At 70.7% G+C, this 18,077-nt stretch carries 18 protein-coding genes; 6 read left to right on the forward strand and 12 right to left on the reverse strand.

Features of this window, described 5'->3' with window-relative positions:
- Positions 1-215 precede the first annotated feature (215 nt).
- The 9 genes from IEY95_RS25335 to IEY95_RS25375 form a co-directional block, all read right to left on the reverse strand.
- Entirely contained in the window at positions 216-1,349 is a 1,134-nt protein-coding gene (locus IEY95_RS25335) for a zinc finger Ran-binding domain-containing protein (RefSeq protein ID WP_189188406.1), read from the reverse strand.
- A 30-nt stretch (positions 1,350-1,379) separates the two neighbouring features.
- Positions 1,380-1,772, reverse strand: coding sequence for a hypothetical protein (locus IEY95_RS25340; protein WP_189188407.1), 393 nt, complete (start codon positions 1,770-1,772; stop codon positions 1,380-1,382).
- Positions 1,773-1,801: 29 nt separating this feature from the next.
- Positions 1,802-2,512, reverse strand: a complete 711-nt coding sequence (locus IEY95_RS25345) for a vWA domain-containing protein (protein WP_189188408.1) — start codon at positions 2,510-2,512, stop codon at positions 1,802-1,804.
- A gap of 29 nt (positions 2,513-2,541) precedes the next feature.
- On the reverse strand, positions 2,542-3,717 hold the full coding sequence (locus IEY95_RS25350) for a protein kinase domain-containing protein (RefSeq protein WP_189188409.1): 1,176 nt from the start codon (positions 3,715-3,717) through the stop codon (positions 2,542-2,544).
- A complete protein-coding gene (locus tag IEY95_RS25355) occupies positions 3,714-4,937 on the reverse strand; it encodes a PP2C family protein-serine/threonine phosphatase (protein WP_229703331.1) in 1,224 nt (407 codons plus the stop codon). The genes IEY95_RS25350 and IEY95_RS25355 overlap by 4 nt, the downstream gene beginning before the upstream one ends.
- Positions 4,934-6,187, reverse strand: coding sequence for a hypothetical protein (locus tag IEY95_RS25360; protein ID WP_189188410.1), 1,254 nt, complete (start codon positions 6,185-6,187; stop codon positions 4,934-4,936). Before IEY95_RS25360 ends, IEY95_RS25355 begins: the two co-directional genes overlap by 4 nt.
- Before the next feature lie 44 nt (positions 6,188-6,231).
- The gene (locus tag IEY95_RS25365) at positions 6,232-8,472 is read right to left on the reverse strand and encodes an nSTAND3 domain-containing NTPase (protein ID WP_189188411.1); all 2,241 of its coding nucleotides are present in this window, start codon (positions 8,470-8,472) and stop codon (positions 6,232-6,234) included.
- 34 nt (positions 8,473-8,506) lie between these two features.
- Positions 8,507-8,902: a Het-E N-terminal domain-containing protein gene (locus IEY95_RS25370; RefSeq protein WP_189188412.1), complete on the reverse strand. Its 396-nt coding sequence runs from the start codon at positions 8,900-8,902 to the stop codon at positions 8,507-8,509.
- 209 nt (positions 8,903-9,111) lie between these two features.
- Complete coding sequence (locus IEY95_RS25375; RefSeq protein WP_189188413.1) at positions 9,112-10,053, reverse strand: AraC family transcriptional regulator; 942 nt, start codon at positions 10,051-10,053, stop codon at positions 9,112-9,114.
- 238 nt (positions 10,054-10,291) lie between these two features.
- Between IEY95_RS25375 and IEY95_RS25380 the strand changes: the two genes are divergently transcribed.
- From IEY95_RS25380 to IEY95_RS25400, 5 genes are read left to right on the forward strand one after another with little or no spacing between them, the layout of a single operon-like run.
- Positions 10,292-11,614, forward strand: coding sequence for an ATP-binding protein (locus tag IEY95_RS25380; protein WP_189188414.1), 1,323 nt, complete (start codon positions 10,292-10,294; stop codon positions 11,612-11,614).
- Positions 11,611-12,024 carry a roadblock/LC7 domain-containing protein gene (locus tag IEY95_RS25385; RefSeq protein ID WP_189188415.1) on the forward strand — a complete coding sequence of 138 codons (414 nt, stop codon included), beginning with the start codon at positions 11,611-11,613 and terminating at the stop codon, positions 12,022-12,024. The genes IEY95_RS25380 and IEY95_RS25385 overlap by 4 nt, the downstream gene beginning before the upstream one ends.
- A complete protein-coding gene (locus IEY95_RS25390; protein ID WP_189188416.1) occupies positions 12,021-12,380 on the forward strand; it encodes a DUF742 domain-containing protein in 360 nt (119 codons plus the stop codon). The genes IEY95_RS25385 and IEY95_RS25390 overlap by 4 nt, the downstream gene beginning before the upstream one ends.
- A complete protein-coding gene (locus tag IEY95_RS25395) occupies positions 12,358-12,975 on the forward strand; it encodes a GTP-binding protein (RefSeq protein WP_189188417.1) in 618 nt (205 codons plus the stop codon). The genes IEY95_RS25390 and IEY95_RS25395 overlap by 23 nt, the downstream gene beginning before the upstream one ends.
- Positions 12,972-14,312: a cytochrome P450 gene (locus IEY95_RS25400; protein WP_229703333.1), complete on the forward strand. Its 1,341-nt coding sequence runs from the start codon at positions 12,972-12,974 to the stop codon at positions 14,310-14,312. Before IEY95_RS25395 ends, IEY95_RS25400 begins: the two co-directional genes overlap by 4 nt.
- Before the next feature lie 7 nt (positions 14,313-14,319).
- Here IEY95_RS25400 and IEY95_RS25405 read toward each other — a convergent pair whose 3' ends face one another.
- From IEY95_RS25405 to IEY95_RS25415, 3 genes are all read right to left on the reverse strand, one after another.
- Positions 14,320-15,564 carry a cytochrome P450 family protein gene (locus IEY95_RS25405; protein WP_189188418.1) on the reverse strand — a complete coding sequence of 415 codons (1,245 nt, stop codon included), beginning with the start codon at positions 15,562-15,564 and terminating at the stop codon, positions 14,320-14,322.
- 129 nt (positions 15,565-15,693) lie between these two features.
- The gene (locus IEY95_RS25410) at positions 15,694-16,125 is read right to left on the reverse strand and encodes a DUF6114 domain-containing protein (protein WP_189188419.1); all 432 of its coding nucleotides are present in this window, start codon (positions 16,123-16,125) and stop codon (positions 15,694-15,696) included.
- Positions 16,125-16,808, reverse strand: coding sequence for a DUF6230 family protein (locus tag IEY95_RS25415; protein WP_189188420.1), 684 nt, complete (start codon positions 16,806-16,808; stop codon positions 16,125-16,127). The genes IEY95_RS25410 and IEY95_RS25415 overlap by 1 nt, the downstream gene beginning before the upstream one ends.
- A gap of 601 nt (positions 16,809-17,409) precedes the next feature.
- Here IEY95_RS25415 and IEY95_RS25420 point away from each other — a divergent pair.
- Positions 17,410-18,075, forward strand: a complete 666-nt coding sequence (locus IEY95_RS25420; RefSeq protein ID WP_189188421.1) for a Tat pathway signal sequence domain protein — start codon at positions 17,410-17,412, stop codon at positions 18,073-18,075.
- Positions 18,076-18,077 lie beyond the last annotated feature (2 nt).

The following is an 18,077-nucleotide window of genomic DNA, read 5'->3' on the forward strand; positions in this document are numbered from 1 at the left end:
TGCGATTCCGATGCGGCGCTCCGGCCTACGTCGGGGTCCGGCCCGAGTGGACGTGTGTCGAGCCCCTGGTCTCCGTGTCGCGGCTGTCCGGAGAAGGTCCCCGGCTCCAACCCGCGAGGGCCTACCTGTCGTTCGGGGTCGTCGACGGCTCGGCCGACCTGTGGAACCGGACGGCCGAGCAGCCGGTGAAGCTGGAAGTTGAGACGGGCGGATGCTCAGGACGGAGAAGGTTCCGGGGTGAGGTCCTCCTGACCGATCCTGCGCGCGTTCTGATAGATCGTCACCACGCCGTCGTGGATGCGATAGCGGTAGGGGCCGTTGTGTGCCTCATACCCCTCGGACGTCTTCTCCGCGGACATGGCGATGCCCTTCTCCCGGTGGTCGCTGAATTCACCGAAGTAGTACAGATCGCCGCCGCCCGTCCGGCAGAGGGTGATCTGCTTGTTCTTCGTGCGGAACGCCTCGACCAGCTCCGCGCCGTCTCCGGACGGCAGCGCCGAGGCGATCCGCTCAGGGCACGACGACGTATTCTGCGACGTCTCCGGATCGGGTGAACTCCCGCCGGACGAGAACGCACCGGCACAGCCCTTGGCGAGCAGCGACAGCACGAAGAGCGCGAACATCACGCCGAGGCAGCCCTGCACACATCCCTTGAGGCCACTCTTCTTCGGCGGCCGGTATACCGGGGAGGTGGGCCGCGGATAGGACGGAGTGGGGGCCGGGCGTGGTGCCGGGGAGGTGACTGGGCCGGGACGCGGGGTGGTGGTGGTGGGCGGAACGTATCCGCTGGAGGCCGCCGTCGGGTAGAAGACCTCGGCTGTGGGCGTACGGCCGGGGGCGGCCCGACGCGTGCCGCCGGTGCCGGCGGCACGCGTGGACGTGGACGACCGGGGACTGCTCGTGCCGGACCGTGGCCGGGACGAGGTGCTCGAACCGGTGCCGCCACGAGCAGATCCGGACGGCTTGGCGGCCGTCGCTCCCGGCGTGGGCGCTGCCTTCCTCGCCGTCGTCTTCTTCGCGGCCGTCTTCTTCGGTGCGGGCTTCTTGGTGGCGGGCTTCTTCGTCGCCGCCCGCCACCCGGTCTCGCAGGCGATGCAGGAGAGGTCGGTGCGTTCGTTGTTCGTGTCGCACTTGAGACACGTCCAGTCTCCCGGGGGCCGGGCAGGTGTGGGGCGCTTGGGTTTGCCGCCGCCTCCCGACTTCGCGGGCGTGGCCCGCGGCGCTCCCGGTTTCGGTTCGGGCGCGCGTGCGGCGGGCACGCTGCGCGCCGTGTCGCAGACCGTGCACGCCTTCGCCGTGGACGCGTTGAACGTGTCGCACTCCGTGCACCGCCAGTTGGCCCCAGCCACCCCGCTCCCTTCCTCCCCGTTCCGGCCGCGTCAGGACGCCGGATCGGCCGCCAGCCGCTCGAAGACCTCTCGGTACAGCACCTCGGACGAAACGCCGGCCGGAGCGGTGACCCACTCCGCGCTGTCACGCGGCACGCGTCGCAGCGGTTCCTCCTCGGTGGCGGCCGCCGTCACGTCCTCGATGCCGTACACACGTCTCAGCTCACCGACGAACCAGCCGGCCCGTTCCGTGAATTGCGCGGGAACGTCGACGCGCACCATGACCAGTCCGGCCGTGACCTGCTGCCCGGGTAGGAACCGGAAGGCGATCTGCACGCCGCCGTCCTGCCCGTGGGGACGGACGCTCACCGAGGCGCACCGGTCCATCGGCACATCCAGCTGGCTGAATCCCCGCCACTCGACAACGAGGGTTCCCTCGGTCACGAAGAGCCGGCACCCCGGCAGTTCCAGCCTCACAGGCTGTTCGCGATCGTCTCGATGATCTCGTCCATCTCGAACTCCTCGAGGCCCTGGCCCGCTTTGGACTCGAAGTGCAGCGTGAGGTCCCACTCCTCGGCGATGGGGTCCTGCCAGGGGGCGCCCTCCGGCGCGAAGAGCACGAGCCGCTTCGCCGATTGCTCCATCACCGCGGTCTGACTGCGTGCGTAGCCCCACTGTTCGAAGAGCTCGTCCATGCTGCGCGGAATCACCGCGGGATACGACTGGGCGGAGGCGCCCACCGTACCGAGGGGATGGGCCGGGGCGTCCGTGAACATCACGACGACGTGCCGCCGACGGTCGAGGCCCTTCTCCCAGGGCGAGTTGATGGCCAGCGCGAGGGCCTCGAGGCCGGACTCGGGGATGTCGCCGCCGCCAGTGGCCTCGATGCCCCGTACGAAGGTCTCGAAGTCCTTGGCCTGGGAAGGGAGTTGAAGGAAGCCGGTCTGCTCGATCGCGTTGGAGGGATCGTCGCCGAAGTCGCGGAACGCGATGACCTTCAGGCGCAGTTGGCTGATGGCCTTGCCCTTCTTCGCCATCACCTCATTGAGCCGGTCGTGGAACTGCAGCGCGCTCGACTTCACCGAATCGAGGACCGGGAACATACTGCCGGTCGCGTCGATGCACAGCACGATGTCGACCGCGTACTGCAGATTGCCCTGGTACTGCTCGATGTTCGCGTTCATGTGGTGTGTCCGTCTCCTCAAGGATGTCGTTACGGCTTGCGGCGGTCACCCAGGTTGATCCGCACCCTGGATGTCTTCGGCGCCGCGGATTTCGGCTCCTCGGCGGGAGCGGGAGTGGGAGTGGCGGCCGGGGGTTCGGGTGCCGGTGCCGCAGGCGTCGGTGTACGGGGGACGCGCGGGCCACCGCCGCCCTTGAGGTTGGCCCGGATGCGGCTCGTGCGGGCCGGGGAGCCCTCGGAGCCCGCACCGCCGTCGGGGGCGGGCTTCGAGGGTTTCGCGGGCTTCGGTTTCGCGGTGCCCGGGCGGCGGTGCACGAGAGCGCAGACCTGCGGGTCCGCCAGGGCCTTCAAGTAGGTCGCGATCCGGGGGCGCTTCCTCGGTTCCTGCGCCGTCATGGCCCGGATCAGCCCCTCCATCGAGTCCGACAGCCGCATGTCGAGCGTCAGCGCCTCTCCCGCGTTGACCGCATCCGCCGGAGAGCCGTACCGGTCGTCGTGGCCAGGGATGGCCCCGGTCAGGTAGTAGTGCGTCATCAGGCCGAGGGCGAAGACGTCGACCGCCGTCGTCAGATGCTCCGCCTGGACCGCCTCGTCCTCCTGTACATACCGGCGCCATTCGGGCGCGCCGTACAGGGAGTCACCGGCGATGTCCTGGCGCCCGGGCGGCCGGCCCGACAGATAGGAGTCGTCGAAGTCGATCAGCTTCGCGGTGTGGAAGGCCGCGCCACCCCGCTTCTGCACCAGCACGTTGAGCGGTTTGAGGTCGCCGTGCACCACGTCGATGTCGTGCAGCAGATGCAGGCTGTTGGCGAGGGTCTTCAGCAGGACGGCCTTCTGACGCGGCTCCAGGGTCTGGGGTTTCTCCAGGCTGGAGGTGTCGATGCGTTCCGTGACCTTGTAGTACGTGCTGCCCTCGTGGAAGAAGTCCGTGGCGAGGACGAGGTTGCCGCCGCCGCGCGCGTCCGGACGCAGCCGCTTCATGATGCCGCGGTGTCGGTCCTCGAACTCCTGGCAGACCTCCAGGCGGATGCGGCGACTCGCCGCGCTCGCCGTGGAGCCTTCGCGCGGCCGCTTCGGTTCGAGGAAGCGCTTGAGGAAAAACTGCTTGCCGTCCTTCTCGGCGAAGGCCCAGATGCATTTGCCGCCGTTGGCGTTGGTCGGCTCGCTGATGACGCGGTACCCCGCGATGACATCGCCCAGTTTCATGGCCGCTCCTCCGACAGAGGTGGCAGATGGGTCTCGTAACCGGCGCGGTAGGCCCCCCAGGTCGCCTCCTGCCAGGGGCGCATGGCGGAGGCCTGGTCGGCTCCCTGGGGCCTGCCGTCCAGACACAGCTCCTCCACGACGGCACGGCGCCCGGAGAACGCGGCCCGCAGCTGTGCGAAGTCCCCATAGCCCAGCGCGACCAGTGCGAGGGAAGCGTCGTCCGCGGTGTAGTCCTGCACCCTGCGGCGGATCAGATCGGCCCACTCGAACTCGTCGTTCGCCCGCATCAGCGTCTTGAGCAGGACGTACTCGAACTCAGCCGGCGTATGCACGTATCCGAAGAAACCGTCCGTGGCCGCGAGCAGGACGCAGGGGAGCTCCAGCGTCACCCGCTCCGCGTCGACATAGAACTCCCGGTCCGCGCTCACCGAGTTGGTCATCGGCGGGTCCGAGCGCAGCAGCGCCAGCGCGTCGCTCTCCTCCGTGTGGTCGCGGGTGAGGACGTGCAGGCCGGACTGCGGCAGCAGGACGTACGCGCGCGAGTCCCCGGCCCACAGGGCCTGGCACTCCAGCACGTTGTCCTCGTACATCCGGTACTGGACGGCCGCCAGCGTGGTGGGCAACTGACGGCGCATCTTCCCCACGATCTTGCTGCGCCGCTGGGGGGCCGAGGCGAGGAAGTGCTCCAGGTACGCATGCAAATGGTCGGGTGTGTCCGCCTCGTCCTCGCCGACCACATCGTGGAACCAGCAGTCGGTGGCGAGCCGGGCCACCCGCGAACCCACCCACGCACCGGTCCGCGTCTCACCGTCCGGCGCCTGCCAGACGGGGGAGGAGCCCGCACCTCCCGAACCGTCGAAGACCGCGATCAGCCCCTGCCCTGTGCTCAGGTGGTGGGCGATGAACGGCTCCGCGTCCTCGCCGCGACCGGGGACGCGCTCGGTCCACACGCTGACGGCCTGCAGACCCTGCTGTCCATGGCGCCAGATCATTTGCGGTGGTGGGGGCCGGTGGGGCGACGGGTTGAGCACGGAGTGTGCGGAGGTCGGTGCGCCGGTTGCGCCCGGTGGCAGGCCGGGCGGCGGGGCGTGGGACGGGTCGGGTGGGGCGCCGCCGTGCGGCGGGTCCGGGCGCTCGGGTGTCCCCGGGCCCGATCCGGCCGCCCTGTGCGGGGCACCGGCCGGTGCCGGTGCTCCGGCCGGGCCGTGGTGTGTCGTCATCGTCGTTCTCCGCCGTCCCTGTCGGTGCCGCTCGTTCCACCGGCGCCACCCGGCCGTTTGGCAGTGCCCCGTACCCGGCTCACGCGTCGGGGCTCGGACGGCTCGGGGCCGGCCGACTCCGGTCCGCGGTGCCGTGGCTCCTCCCGCCCCGGTCCCGGACGCTTCGGCTCGGACAGGCGGGAACGCGCGGGCGGGGTGTCGGCACCGGGTGCGGGTACCGGCTCGTCCTCCGGCGGCCGGGAGGCAGCTGCCGACCGTCGGGAGACATCCTCCGACGACCGGGAGGCATCTCGCGGCGGAACCACCTCGCCCCGTAACGCCGCACGCCCGGAAGGCTCTTCGGACTCGAAGCGAGGCGAGGTCTTCGGCTCGGCGAAGTCACCTCCCGCGCTCAGCGCACCCCGCACCCGGCTGCGCCGCCCGCCGCCGAAGGGTCCCCCGCCGTCGCCGAGGATGTCCTCCACAACGGCGCGCTCCAGCTCCGCCTGCTCGAACGGTTCGCGGTGGGCGTCGCCGCGCTCCAGCACCATCCGCATGGCCGCCAGGCGTGCCTCCCGCTTCTCCGCCTCGCCCTTCTCGATCCAGGCGAGCGCCGCGTGGGGCCCTTCCCGCTCCATGATCTCGGCGATGATGCCTTCGACACCTTCGTCGCGGAGGAGGTCCAGGTGGCGTCGGCGGCGCATCCCGTCCAGCCGGGTTTCCCGTACGACGTCCCGGAACTCACGGCCGCTCGTGGCGATCTCGTCCTCGTCCACGAGCAGTTCGATCTGGATGCCCCGCAACCGTACGGCCGAGTCACCGGCGAACCCACGGACGGCGGCGTTGAGCGCCTCCTCCGCCTCGTGGAACTCGGCGACGTCGTAGTCGCGGGAGACCTGTCGCAGCATTCGCCGGATCGGCCCGTACAGGGCACCGCTCATGTCACGGATGCCACGCGCCACCACCTCGGCGGGATCGGCGACACGGCACACCAGCTCCACCCGACCGCGGAAGGCGAACGTGGCGTCGCTGCTGAGCAGGGCGATGTCGAGGACGAGGCGGTGCTCGGTCAGATCGACCGTGTAGACACGCTGATACGCGCCGAAGCGGGCGGCGGGTATCTCCTCACCGGGACGCACCGTCAGCGCCGCCCCGCTGTCGGGGACCAGCACCAGGGCTCGACCCGGAGCAGGTGGCCGCAGCGGATTCGTCAGCCGCCAGCGTGGCACCGGCTGGCTGTCCAGCACGGGGTCGTACGTCAGCTCCTCCACCGCATTCCTTTCCTTGTTGGGCGCCCGTGGTGAGCGTCGGTCCGTCAGACCGACCGCTCCAGGGCGCGGGCCAGTACGGCGGAGTTCGGCGAGGGCCGTTCCCGGTCGTCCGCCCATTTCGCGAGCCACCACAGCAGCCGCTCACGGTGCTTGCCGGGCTTGCGGGCGATGTCGACCAGCAGCTCACGGACGGCGTCCAGGGCGCCGGGGCATTGGTCCGCGTACTCGTCGATCCACTGGCGCAGGGCGGCAAGTGCCGGATCCTGTACGGGCTTACGGGCCAGGGCGCGCGCCCAGAGCTCCGCCAGCCGGGGCGTGTGACGAGGCAGCCCGCCGAGGAGCAGCGGGACCCCTGGCACGACACCGTCCGCGGCCCGGGCACCGAGCGTGCCGGGGCCGGTCGGCTCGTACGGCATGGACACCGCGAAAACGAACGCCGACAGGGTCTTCGCCACCATCGGTGACATGTCCCGCGGCCGCGACCAGTCGAGGTAGGCGTCCAGGACCTCACTGACCCTGCCCTGGTGGAGCAGATGCACTCCGCCCCAGGCGACCGGGGTGAGAGTTCCCCAGTCGTCCCCGCGGTCGAGCGCGGTACGCAGCACGTTCAGGGCCCGGTCCGGCGTGTCCCGGCCGAGCAGTCCGCCGACCGCGTTCGCGGCGGTTGCGGCTAGTCGGCGCTCGTGCGCGGACGTTCCGCCGCGCGCCCATTCGTGCAGCAGCTCCCAGACCTGTTCGGTGGCGTCCGGTGCGGCGCCCGCGACGCCCAGCGCCGTCGCAGCGGCCTGGCGCACGGGCCAGGAAGTGCTGCCCGCCCAGGACTTCAGGAACCGGTGCACGGCGTAGTGGTGGTCGGTGCGGGCCAGCAGGCCGGCGGCCACGGCCGCCCGTGCTCGCACTTCGAGATCGGCGTGTCCGAGCAGGCGGCGCAGCCAGCCGAGGACCGCGTCCCGCCGCCCGTCGAGGGTCGTCCACGCGTAGGCGAGCACCACCTGGCGCAGCAGAGAGCTGCGGAAACGCACCCGGGGAGGCCCCGGTGTGCCGCCCTCTTCGGCGAAGACCGTCTCGATCCACGGCTGTTCGTGCCCGATCCGGTCCCGGAACCGGATGTCGGGCGGTGCCACGGTCTCTGGCGCCAGCGCCCGGTGCAGGGCCATCGCGGCGTCGGTGACGGTGAGGTAGCCGCTGTCCTCCAGGACCGCCACGGCGAGGGCGAAGGAGATCGCCTCCGGCTCGCGGTGGACGTGGAACCACGCGTGCACCTGCTCGCTCGGGTCGCGCAGTCTGGCGACTGCCGCCGCGAGGTCTCCGTCCGCGGTGACGACCGAGGCCAGGCCGGTCGCGTGGCTCGCCGAGGGACGCTCGCGCAGTGCTGCCACGGCGCCGGTGGCCTCCAGCATGGCGCGCAGTTCGTCGCGCAGTTCGGGATCGGCGCCGTGGCCGAGGACCCGCCGTTCCACGACGGCCACCGGGTCGAGGGCGGCCAGGGAGTGGCGGGCCACCGTCTCGGCGCCGGGGGCCGAGGCCAGGACGTCGAGATCGTGACCGCCGACGATCACCAGGTGACTCTGCGCGGTGCGCAGCCTCGTCACCGCCCCGGCCAGCCCTCGCAGACCGGCCGTCCCCAGCTCCGCCACGCCGGCGGGACCGTCGTCGAGGACGGCGAGACACCCACTGTGCTTGGCCGGCGGCTCCCAGTCGGGAGCGGTGATCCCCGCGACGTCGAGCACGCGGTGGCAGCCACCGCCCGTCGTTCCGTTCAGGGCCAGTGCCTCGGAGAGGAGGTTGACGGCGGCAGCCGTGCGCCCGCTGCCGGGCGGCCCCGTCAGCACCAGCACATGGCGTTCGCGCAGGGCCTCCAGCGCTTCGTCGTAACCGTCGGGATGGACGTACAGCTCGGTGTGCTCGGCGAGTTCGGTGTCGTCCAGAGGCACCGTGCCCGTACCGCCGATCGGCCGCGCCGGAGTCCGTACGCCGCCCGTGTGGAAGCCTCCGCCGAAGCTGACGGTCTCGTTGAACAGGGCCAGCGTGCCGATCCGGGTGCCGACGGTATCGGAGTTCAGACGTTCCGCGATCATGTCGGCGATGGCTCCCGCGCGGATCGCTTCGGAACGCTCGGACGCGTCGGGACCACCGCCGTCCGCCAGCGACTGCAGCGCGTCGGACTCACTGACGGGACCGTCGCCGTCCACCGTGCTCCGGGCCGACTCCGGGGGCGCGGCGGGCTCGGCGCCGGGCGGGCCGGCCTTGTGCGCTGCCGCTTCCGGCAGTGTTTCCTCGCTCACGAGCGCTTGCTCTTCCGTGCCTTTCCCCGGCCCGTCAGGAAATGTTCCAGTCGCCCTGGATCTCGACCTTCTCGTTGAAGACCTGGGCGTTCTTGATGAGAGCCGCGTTCACCTGAGCCTTGCCGCCCTGAGCAGCCACCGTTTCGTCGACGATCCGCCGGATGTCGGCCTCGAAGTCGGGGTCGCGCAGCATGTGGGCCAACAGCGTGCGCTGTAGCTGCGCTTGCGCGGCCTCGTCCTCGGGGCTCTGCTCCACGCGCTCGAGTGCGCCCTCGGCGGCCGTGTCGTCCCGGAAGCGCGCACGCACCCGCTCGATGATCCGCGCGCCGCCGCTCCAGCCGGAGCGGCCCGCCTCCTGCGCGGCGGACTCCAGAACTCCCTTGACCACCAGTGCGACGCCGGCCGCCGCGGCAGCGGTGATCGGATCCATGTGCTCCCCCGTGCATCCCTGGACTCATGCGGACAGACCCATCACGCTAGGTGAGCACGGTCACGCGCGTCGCGTACTGAACGAGAATGTCCTGAAACCCATTGTTGGCCGACTTTCGACCGTGGCGCGGAGTGTGCCCACCACTACTTCGCGGCGCTCGGCCGCTGCGGCTGCGGCTGCGGCCGCGGCCGCGGCAGATGGCTCACCCCCTAGGGTCGCCGACTCCCGTACCGCATCTCCCGAGGACTCACTCCGAACCGCTGCCGGAACGCTGTGCTCAGCGCGCTCGCCGAGGAGAAGCCGGAGGCGTACGCGAGGTCGGTGATGGTCAGGTGTTCGCAGTCGCCGCATTGGAGACGCTCGCGGACGAGCCGGAGGCGTTCCTCGCGGATCAGGTCGCGCGGTGTGGTGCCCGCCCGTTGCAGGGCCAGTTGGATCTGGCGCAGGGACCAGCCGAGGGCGCGGGCCATGGACGTACCGGTGAGGGCGGGGTCGGGGGCGTGCTCGCGGACGTAGCGGCGGACCGTGGTCTCCACGTCGGTCAGGTGCCTGGACCCGTCCGGGCGGTCGTCCCCGGTGGCGAGCATGCACAGGAGCTCGACGATGCGGTCGGAGACGGCGTTGAACTGCGGGTCGGTGAGGTGGTCGCGTTCGGTGTACAGGTCGTTCAGCATGTTGCCGACCACGCGGCCGAGGCCTCTGTTCAGGTCGAGGCCGGTGGCCAGCGGCGACTTGCGGTTCAGCGGGCCGTTCACCTCACGGGCCGGGATGGTGAAGATGAACGCCTGGGTGGACGCGTCCTGGAGGCACTCGAAGGGGGACCCGAAGGAGACCAGCGTGCCGGTCCCCGGCGTCAGCCGTGCCTCCTGGCCGTCCTGCCGCAGAACGATCTCTCCGCTGAGCGGGAGCAGCAGGCGGTAGTCCTCGTCGGGGTCCGCCCGGACCTGCCCCGCGGTTCTGCTGTACTCGATCTCGTCCGACCGGAATCTGACGAGCTGATAGGCCTCGGTGCGCTGGCGGACCGTCTCGCCGCGGAAGTTGTCGGTGTGCGCGTACCGGTAACCCATCCGGGACTGGTAGGAACCGATGTGCTCGCTCCAGAAGTCGACACGCTCGCGCGGATCCACCTCACCGGTCGACTGTGATTCCACGAGGTAGCTCCCCGCAAGCGACGACACCCTCAACTCCTGTGCAGCTGGCGGTAGTTACGCGCCGTCAGCCTAGTGCACACAGCCGGTGCGTATGACGGCAACTTCCTTGCGTGCCGGGGCAAGCGCGGGCGCCGACGCGCGGCTACCGTCGTGCGGCGCGTCCACTCGCGACCCACCCCTCACCCTTCCCCCTGCCCTTCCCTTCAACTCACGTACGTATTTGAGGACTTGAAGACTCATGACCGAACGGATACCGGAGGCAGCGTTCTGGTGCGTGGCCGTCGGCCTGCTCGCCGTCACCGTGCTCCTGCTGCGCCAGCGCGGGATCACCGGGCGGCAGCGCAGCCGCAACACCGAGCTGGCACAAGGGCTGCGGGCCCGGGACGAGGAGCTGCGCCATCTGGTCGCGGTCCGCCTCCCGGCCCTTGAGGACGGCCCGCACCAGCCCCACCCCGCGGTGGGTCTGCTCGACGCCCGGCTCGCCGACACGGACTTCGCGAAGTGCCTCGACAGCGTTCTCGACCGGTTCTCCGGAGCCGTGGAGCACGCGCAGTCCCGCGCCGACCAGTCCGCGAAGGCCGCCCTGAAGGCGTCGATGCGCTCCATCCAGGCCCTCGCCAACGAGCAGCAGGTGTCCATCTCGGAGATGCAGGACCGGCACGACCATCCCGACGTGCTGCGTGACCTGCTCGAAATCGACCACACCAACGCCCAGTTCGGGCGTCGGGCCCAGGCCATCGCCGTCCTGTGCGGCTCCTGGCCGGGGCGGCAGCGCGCCACCTCCGCGCTGATCGAGGTCGTACGCGGCGCCACCTCCCGGGTCCGCGACTACCGGCGCATCCGGATCAACGGGCAGGTCGACATCGCCGTCGAGAGCCGCGCGGTGGAGCCCGTGGTCCTCGCGGTCGCCGAGCTGTTGGACAACGCGGCCCGCCACTCGCAGCCGAACACGAGCGTCGAGGTCAACGTCCAGTCGGTGCACAACGGTGCCTGCGTGATCATCGACGACGCGGGCGTCGGGATGGACGGGCAGGCGACTGAGCACGCCGCAGCGCTGCTCGCCGGCCGGGACGCGGTGGACGTCACCCGCCTCGACGACCCGCCCCAGTTCGGCTTCGCCGTCATCGGAGTGCTCGCCGCGCGGTACGGATTCAGCGTCTCGGTGGACACGCGCTCCCCGTACGGCGGCGTGCGCGCCGTGGTGTTCGTACCGGCGGCCCTGCTCACTCACGCGGACACGGTCCAGGAAGCGCCGACGCCGGCCGACCCGACACCGACGCCCGCTCTTACCACGACTCGTACGTCCCCTCGTACGACCGAGCCCGCGGAGGCCATCACGGCCGGAGGACTGCCCAAACGGCGCCGTCGTGCGCCGCAGGCGTCGGCGACCGCCGAAGAGCGAACCGCCGCGCCGACCGAGGAGATCGGCGGCCGGTCGGCCGAGGAGAACGCCCGGCGCATGGGCGCGTTTGCGCGCGGCACCCGCTTCGGCCGGGCCGCCCAGGACGCCTCCGCCGCCGACGAAGCCCCCCACGAGAACGAAGGGAACACACAGGGATGATCGCGCCCATGACCAACGAGCTGGGGTGGATGCTCGACGAGGTCCTGAAGGTGCCGGAGGCGCGGCACGCGATCCTGCTGTCCGCCGACGGCATGCTCCGGGCCCACTCCGCCGACATCGACCGGGACGACGCGGAGCGGCTGGCCGCGGGCCTGTCCGGGGTGCAGTCGATCAGCCGCAGCACGGCCGAGTTCTGCGGCAGCCCGAACACGCCGTGGCGGCAGACCCTGATCGAGTTCGCGCACGGGTACGTCTTCCTCGTCGCGGCCGGCGAGGGCGCGTATCTCGCGGTGTCGACGACGGAGAACGTCGATATGGAGGCGGTCACCTACCGCATGCACAAGCTGGTCGACCGGCTCGGCAAGGAGCTGACCAGCCCGGCCCGGCAGGACGCCGGCAGTCCGGCATGACGCCCCGGCGCCGTCCCGGAGAGCGGCTGGTGCGGTCGTACGTCGTCACGGACGGCCGCTCCCACCCGTCCCGCAACACCCTCGACCTGGTCACGCTGTTGATCGCCGCCGACGATCTGCCGTTGACCGGGCTGAGCCCGGAGAAGCGCCGGCTGATGGAGCTGTGCAGGCCCGGAGCGCTGTCGGTCGCCGAGGTGGCCGGGCATCTGGAGCTGCCGGTCAGCGTCACCAAGGTGCTCGTCGCCGACCTGATGGACAGCGGTCACATCGTCACCCGCGCGCCCGTCCCTTCCGCCCGCCCTTCCGATGCCCGCATCCTCCAGGAGGTGCTCGATGGGCTCCGCGCCCGCCTCTGACGACGTCTATCTGCGCCCCAGTGTGCAGACCGCGGTCAAGCTGCTGATCGTGGGCCACTTCGCGGTCGGCAAGACCACCTTCGTCGGCGCGCTGTCCGAGATACGGCCGCTGCGCACCGAGGAGGTCATGACCCAGGCCGGCGCCCTCGTCGACGACTTGGCCGGTACGAGGGACAAGACGACCACCACGGTCGCGCTCGACTTCGGCCGCCTCACCCTCAACGACGCCTTGGTCCTCTACCTCTTCGGCACCCCGGGACAGCAGCGCTTCACCGAGCTGTGGCAGGACATGACCCGGGGAGCGCTCGGCGCGCTCGTCCTCGCCGACACCCGGCGCCTCGACCAGTCCTTCGAAGTCATGGGTGTGCTGGAGGAGTTGGGGCTGCCCTATGCCGTCGCCCTCAACGACTTCGACGACGCACCCGCACATGATCTGGAGGAGGTGCGCGAGGCCCTGGACCTGCTGCCCTCGACCCCGCTCGTACGCTGCGACGCCCGCGACCGGGTTTCCTCCACCGAGGCGCTGATCGCCCTCGTCGAATACCTGCTGACCCGCACCGGCGAAAGCCGCACAGGCGAACTGGAGCACGCGTGACCGCCGTACCACCACCGGGCTGCCCCTTCCACGAGCCGCTGCACGGACCGGAGTTCGCGGCCGACCCGGCCGCCGTCTACCAGCGGCTGCGCAGGCTCGGACCGACCGCCCCCGTGGAACTGGCTCCCGGGGTCCAGGCGACGCTCGTCACCTCGTACGAGGCCGCCCTGCACGTCCTGCGCAGCCCGGAGACCTTCTCCAAGGACCCCCGCCGCTGGAGGGACCTGGCCGACGGCACGGTCCCGATGGACAGCCCGGTCGTGCCGATGATGATGTACCGGCCCAACGCGCTGTTCACGGATGGAGAGGAGCACCGTCGGCTGCGCGGAGCGATCACCGACAGCCTGGCCCGGGTGGAGCCGAACACCCTGCGCGGCTACGTGGAGCGCAGCGCCGACACGCTCATCGACCGGTTCGCGCCGCTCGGCACGGCGGATCTGCTCGGCGAGTACGCCCAGGTCCTGCCGCTGCTCGTCTTCAACCACCTCTTCGGCTGCCCCGCCGACTACGGTGTGCGGCTGGTCGAGGGCATGTCCGGGATCTTCGACGGGGTGGACGCCGAGAAGGCGAACGAGCTGCTCAGCACCACCCTGCTCGACCTGGTCACGCTGAAGCGGGCCAAACCCGGGCAGGACATGACGTCGTGGCTGATGGCGCACCCCGCCGGTCTCACCGACGAGGAGATGATCCACACCCTTGTCGTGCTGATGGGCGCCGGCACCGAGCCCCAGCAGAACCTGATCGCGAACAGTCTGCGGCTGCTGCTGTCCGACGACCGCTTCGGGGGCGACCTGTCCGGCGGCAGCCTGCCGGTGGAGGACGCCCTGGACGAGGTGCTGTGGACCGACCCGCCGATGGCCAACTACGCCGTGCACTATCCGATGCACGACGTCGTGTACGAGGGCACGCCGCTGCGTGAGGGCCGTCCGCTGGTCGTGAGTCTCGCCGCCGCGAACACCGACCCGTCCTTGACGACCGATCAGCGGGTCGGCAACCGCGCCCACTTGGCGTGGAGTGCGGGACCGCACAACTGCCCGGCGCAGAGCCCGGCCCGGCTGATCGCGGCGGTCGCGGTGGAGAAGCTTCTGGACCGCCTCCCCGACGTCGAACTGACCGTTCCTGTAGGGGAGTTGGTCTGGCGACCGGGCCCGTTCCACCGTGCGCTCGCCGCGCTGCCCGTGCGCTTCCCGCCCACCACGACGGTCGTACGGCCCGACGGTGAGCGGCATCCGTACGCGAGTGCCGTTCCGGCACCCGCCACGGAGCCGCCCACCGAGGGGCCCGACCGGCCGAGGAGCGGCTGGGCCCGGCTGCTGGCGTGGTGGCGCGGGGAGTGACCTGCGTCTACCCGATCCTGGCGGGCAGGGAGCGGTGGCCGTTGGAGATGAAGGAGTCCACCGGCCGCAACTCCTCCGAGAGCATGGCGAGCCGGAGATCGGGGAACCGGTCGAAGAGTGCCGGGAGCGCGATGCGGGCCTCCAGGCGGCCCAGCGGGGCGCCCAGGCAGTGGTGCACGCCGTAGCCGAAGGCGAGGTGCTCCTTGTCGGCGCGGGTGACATCGAAGCGGTCGGCGTCCTGGCCGTGCCGCTCGGTGTCGCGACCGGCGGCGGCGTACGCGGCGAGGATCGCCTCGCCCTTGCCGATCACGATGCCGTCCGGGCCCCCGAGCTCGGCGAGCGGCAGGTCCTCCACGGCGTACCGCAGAGGCAGGCTCGCGACCGGTGCGTCCACCCGCAGCGTCTCCTCGATCACGTCGTCCCAGGTGGCGCGGCCCGTGCGGACGTGCGCGAGCTGCTCCGGGTGGGTGAGCAGGGCGTGCACGGCGTTGTCGATGAGATTGACCGTGGTCTCGTGCCCGGCGCTGATCATCAGCACCAGGGTGTCGAGGAGCTCCTGCTCGCTGAGCTGTGTGCCGCCCTCCTCGTCGCGGGCCGCGATCAGCCCGGTGGTCAGGTCGTCGCCGGGCGACTTCCGTTTGGCGGCGACGAGTTCGGCCAGCACGACGAACAACCGCTCGTAGGCGGCGGTCATCTCACCCGGGTCGGCGGAGGTGTCGAAGATGCGGTCCACCAACTGCCGCAGCTCGGGCCCCCGCTCCTCGGGCAGGCCGAACAGCTCACTGATCACCTGGATCGGCAGCGGGTAGCAGAGTTCCTCGCGCAGGTCGACGACCTGGGACTCGCGCCCGGCCTCCGCGATCCGGTCGAGGAGCCGCTCGGTGATCTCCTCGATACGGGGCTGGAGCGCAGCCGTCCGGCGTGCGGTGAACGCCTTGGAGACCAGGATGCGCAGCCGTTTGTGGTCGCCGCCGTACGCGGTGAACATGTTCTGCACGGCGACCCAGGTGAACAGCGGCCAGTCCGGTGTGATCTCCCCGTTCGCGAGCGGGGGCCAGTGCTGCCGGGCGTCCTTGGAAACCCGGGGATCGGTCAGCAGCCGTTTGAGCAGCTCAGGACTGCTGACCGCCCAGGCCTCCACGCCACCGGGGAGCGCCACGGGGGTCGCCGGCCCCCTGGCGCGGATGCGGGCGGCTTCTGCGTGAATGTCGCGGCCTGTCGCGTCTATCACTAAGGGGCTTGGGTTTCCCATCGGGAGCCTCCCTGGCACTCGAACGTCAACACGGCAGGTCACGCTACGCGGGAGTACGGTTCCCCAGCGAGACCGCCTGACGCCACATTCGTACGCGGGCAACTTCCCTGCGCATACACGCAAGTGGTCCTACGACAGGCCCTGGGCCTCGGTCGCCGTCCGCTGCTGTTCACGGCGGCCCCGCAGCAGTCGCCGGCGTGGCTCCTGGTCCGGGAGCCAGCCGAAGGTGAGGCAGCTGCCGATGGCTCCGAGGAGCAGGCCGATGAGGAAGCCGCCCAGGTTGGAGGTGAGCCAGGTGCCGAGGGAGAGGAGGATGCCGAGCAGGGAGTAGAAGAGGCGCTGGGTGGGGTTGAAGAGGATCAGCAGGCCGCAGAGCAGCATCAGGGTGGGGAGAAGGTATCCGGCCAGGCCCTGCATGCCGATGTGCATGACGACCTTCAGGGACGCCTTCTCGGTCAGCAGGATCTCCGCCCCGGCCAGGGTGAGCAGCAACCCGCCCCAGAAGGGGCGGTGCGCGCGCCACTGCCGGAAACCGGACCTCGGGTTACGGGCGGAGGACATCAGCAACCCGTGTCGCTGAAGCGGAGTTTGAGACCGGGAAGCTTGAACACCGCAGCGGTGGTCGCGTAGTTGGTCTGCCGCAGGTTCGCGATGCGCACGGTGTCGGCCTGCTGGCTGAACACGCCCTTGGGGCCCTGGACTCCGGCCTTGTCGAGCGTGCCGGCGTCGTTGCCGATCTCGATGTTGTCGAAGGACGCGTCTCCCGACAGCTCGGTCGAGTCGGTGGTCAGATGGCTTGCCTGCACCTTGTCCGCTCCGCTGCCCGCGGTGATGAGCAGGTTCGTACCTCCCAGGTCGACGCTCTGGCACAGCTTGGTCAGGGTCGCGCTCTTGATCGCGGAGGTGACGACCAGGACCTGGCCGCCGGTGTCGCCGGCGTTCGGGCTGCCCTCCGCCATGTTGTCGAGGCCGCCGAACTGCTCGAAGCCCGTGCCGTTGAGCTCCGTCGCCGTGACCGTGAACGGCATGCCGGAGATGGCGAACTGGACGCCCAGGGCGCCCTGGGCGGTGAGGATCATCAGTCCCGCGGCGATCGCGGTGGCGGGCAGCGCCATCACGGCGGCGCGGCGCAGGCGGACCCGCCCGCGTCTGTCCGACGTGTCGGCGGCGGAACCGCTTTCCGCGTTCTCCGGGGTCTCGGGGGTGGAACCGTTGGACGCCGTGGCGTCCGAGGACGAGGCCATGTCTGCTCCCTGGGCATGGTCGATGCGGGTAGGGGTCCAGTGGCACGTTGTCCTGGCGCGGACAGCGGCTGCCGCGCACGCCTCCTCACCTCTCCCGGAGGAGGCAAGGGCTTTCTCGTTACGCGGCAGTAGCCGCCGAGGAAGTTACCCGGGGTTACATTCGCGGTCAAGTGACGTGTGAGAAAAGGGTGTTGGTTGTGCCATGCCTGTGAATACGACGCGACGGCGTGGCCGCTCTGACCTTCAACTTCCTTGGCCCGCCTTGACGTTGACCCTTCACCAGGTCTACAACTCTCCCTTGTTTCCCACGGATCCGTGGCGCCGGATCCGTTGCGGTGCGCGCACGTCACCTCCCGGACCCCGATCTGTACGGGGCAGTCGTGACACGTCCGAACGCGCAGTGCGCCCACTCGCCCACCCCCCACCCCCGTGGCACCGGCGCGGTCGCCTTCCCCCTGGGCCGTGTCCGGTCGCCCGGCTGTCGCCGCCGGTCCGTGGCGTACGGAGAAGACGCCACGGACCGGCGGCGGTTCACCCCCGCACGCCCCGCGCCCCGCGCGGCCAGGCACCCCACACCCCCTTCGGAGAAGAGGCACCCCCCATGCGTACTCGATCCCTCCTTGCCCTCGTCGGCGTCGCCGCGGCCCTCTCGGTGTCGGCGGCCGTCCCCGCCTCCGCTGCCGACACCCCGGTGCTCACCACCGGGGCCGCAGGCGGAACCCCCGTCGCCACCGGTGACGTCCTCAGCGCCTCGCTGGCGAGCGGCACCGCGGCCACGCTCTACTCCAGCAGCACCGGCACGAGCGGCGTCTCCTGCTCCTCGTCGACCTTCACCGCCACCGTCGCCGACAATCCGGCGGCCCCCGGTGCGGCCACCGAGTCGCTCACCGGGCACACGTTCGACAGCAGCACGTGCACCAGCAACGTGACCGGCGTGCTCGGCGTCACCAGCATCACGGTCGACAACCTGCCGTACACCACCACCGTGGCCTCCGACGGCACCGTCACCGTCACCCCGGCGGCCGGCTCCACCATTCAGACCACGGTCAAGCTGCGCACCCTGCTGGGCAGCATCACCTGTGTCTACCAGGCGCCCAGCCTGTCCGGGACGGCGAGCAACACGGACAACAGCATCGCCTTCACCAACCAGCAGTTCACGAAGACCTCCGGCTCGTCCCTGTGCTTCGGCAACGGCTACTTCACCGCCAAGTACGCGCCCGTCACGGACACCAGCCAGTCGGGGAGCCCGGCGGTCTTCGTCAACTGACC

It is taken from the genome of Streptomyces albiflavescens (assembly GCF_014645835.1).
Classification (GTDB): Bacteria; Actinomycetota; Actinomycetes; order Streptomycetales; family Streptomycetaceae; genus Streptomyces; species Streptomyces albiflavescens.